Raw genomic sequence first — 2,010 nt, forward strand, 5'->3', positions numbered from 1 at the left:
TTCAGAAAATGAAGTTTTAAGTACTGATAATATTGTAGAAGATTCCGATTTGAAACATAAGAATGTTTTATCAGCTTCTTCACCAGAGACCGTACAGGCAAGCAAGAAAAAAACTACCTTAAAAGGAAGTTCAAGCACTGTCTACAGAGGCAAGAATTATGTTCTTACCTTAACTGATTCCAATGGAAAGGTCTTAACTGGTGAAAAGCTCAGTTATACTGTAAATGGTAAAACATACACTTTGACAACAGATTCAAAAGGTTCAACCTATCTTCAAATCAATTTGAAGGCAGGTAGCTATACCATGCGCTGTTCCTATGCAGGATCTGCTGCTTATGCTGCTGCAAGCTTTTCTGTGACATTAAAGGTCAAGAACAATCCAAATTCATTTGCTCTTAAGGATATTGAAAATGCGGCAAGCAGAGTCAAGAATTATGTTTCAAAGAACAGGAAGTTACCAAAAACCGTAAAGGTAGGTTCAAAATCTTTAAAAATATCTGAATTTACCTATCTTGCGTCAAAGGCAATTTACAATATTAACTCCAATAAATTGGGAGATATTGTCTTATTGAAAGGAATTGTCAATGGTAAAGCTTCTTCTAAAACATTAAAAGCTACTATTTATAAGGAGCAATATGTTTCCGCAGCAAAAAATGTGGTTTCTAAAATTAAATCTAAAAAAGTACCTCCTGCTTCTGTTGCGGTATATAAGAGAACTAATAAATTAGCAGGATACGCAAATTTAAATGTATACACTTTTGCTTTTGCTAAAATTTTAGCTTTCCATAAAACTGATAAGTATTTGCCTAACTATTGTAGTTTCAAAAGCTCTGACTTAAAGAAAATTGTTAAAAAACCTAGTGTTTTAAAAACAAGTAAAAATACCATTTATAGAGGTAAAATTTATAAACTTACCTTGACCAATAAAAATGGAAAGGTATTGAAAGGTCAAAAGCTCAGTTACAAAATAAATGGCAAGACTTATACTTTAACAACAGATGCTAAAGGTTCTACCTATCTTCAAATTAATTTGAAGGCAGGTAAATATGTTATGGTTTGTTCTTATGCAGGATCCAAAGTTTACAAATCTGCTAAAAAGACTGTATACTTAACTGTAAAGAATAATCCTAATGTTTTTAGCATTAATCAAATTGAAACTGCGGCTACAACTGTTAAGGATTATGTTTCAAAAAACAAGAAATTGCCAACCAGTGTTAAGGTAGGTAGCAGAACTCTTAAGATATCCGAGTTTTCCTATCTTGCATCAAAAGCAGTTTCCAACCTTAATTCTAACAATAGGAAATCTATTACACTTATAAAAGGTATCTCTGATGGCAGTTCTTCTGCATATTCAATAAAATCTACTGTTAATAAAACTCAATATGTGGATTTGGCAAAAAGATCATCCTCGGGGATAAAAGCTTAAAGAATGCGGAGACGATCGCAGAGATCATGAACAATGCGGGATACATTTCAGCAGGAAGGCATTGATTCGGATATCTACTGGATCGGAAACAAGCCGATCGGCGGATGCATCGGATGCTTTCAATGTGCGAAGAAGCAGAAATGTGTTTTTGATGACAAGATCAATGAATTCACAAAGCTGGCGGCGGAATATGACGGCTTCATCTTCGGTTCTCCGGTCTATTATTCAGGAATGAACGGAAGTCTGATGAGTTTTATGGACAGGGCGTTCTTTTCTGCCTCCGCCCAGGCCCCGCATCCATTCCGGTTCAAGCCGGCAGCGGCCGTCGTATCAGCCAGAAGAGCCGGAACGACTTCCGCATTGGATCAGATCAATAAGTATTTCCTGCATCAGCAGATGCCCATAGCGACATCCCGCTACTGGAATATGGTACACGGAAACACACCGGAAGAGGTGCGGCAGGATGAGGAAGGACTGCAGACTCTGAGGTATCTTGCAAGAAATATGGCCTGGCTGCTTAAGATGAAGGACGCCGCGGAAAAGGCAGGTGTTTCGGAGCCGCTACAGGAAAAAACAAGAGTTGC

Annotated in this window: 2 protein-coding genes; both read left to right on the forward strand. The window is 37.4% G+C overall.

The features are described from left to right. On the forward strand, positions 1-1,426 hold a 1,426-nt coding region (locus QZU45_RS12360), incomplete at its 5' end, for a hypothetical protein (RefSeq protein ID WP_295355731.1). 33 nt (positions 1,427-1,459) lie between these two features. Continuing rightward, positions 1,460-2,010: flavodoxin family protein (locus QZU45_RS12365; RefSeq protein ID WP_295355733.1), on the forward strand; the 551-nt coding region annotated here is incomplete at its 3' end.

Source organism: uncultured Succinivibrio sp., from assembly GCF_902756765.1.
In the GTDB taxonomy this organism is placed as follows: Bacteria; Pseudomonadota; Gammaproteobacteria; order Enterobacterales; family Succinivibrionaceae; genus Succinivibrio.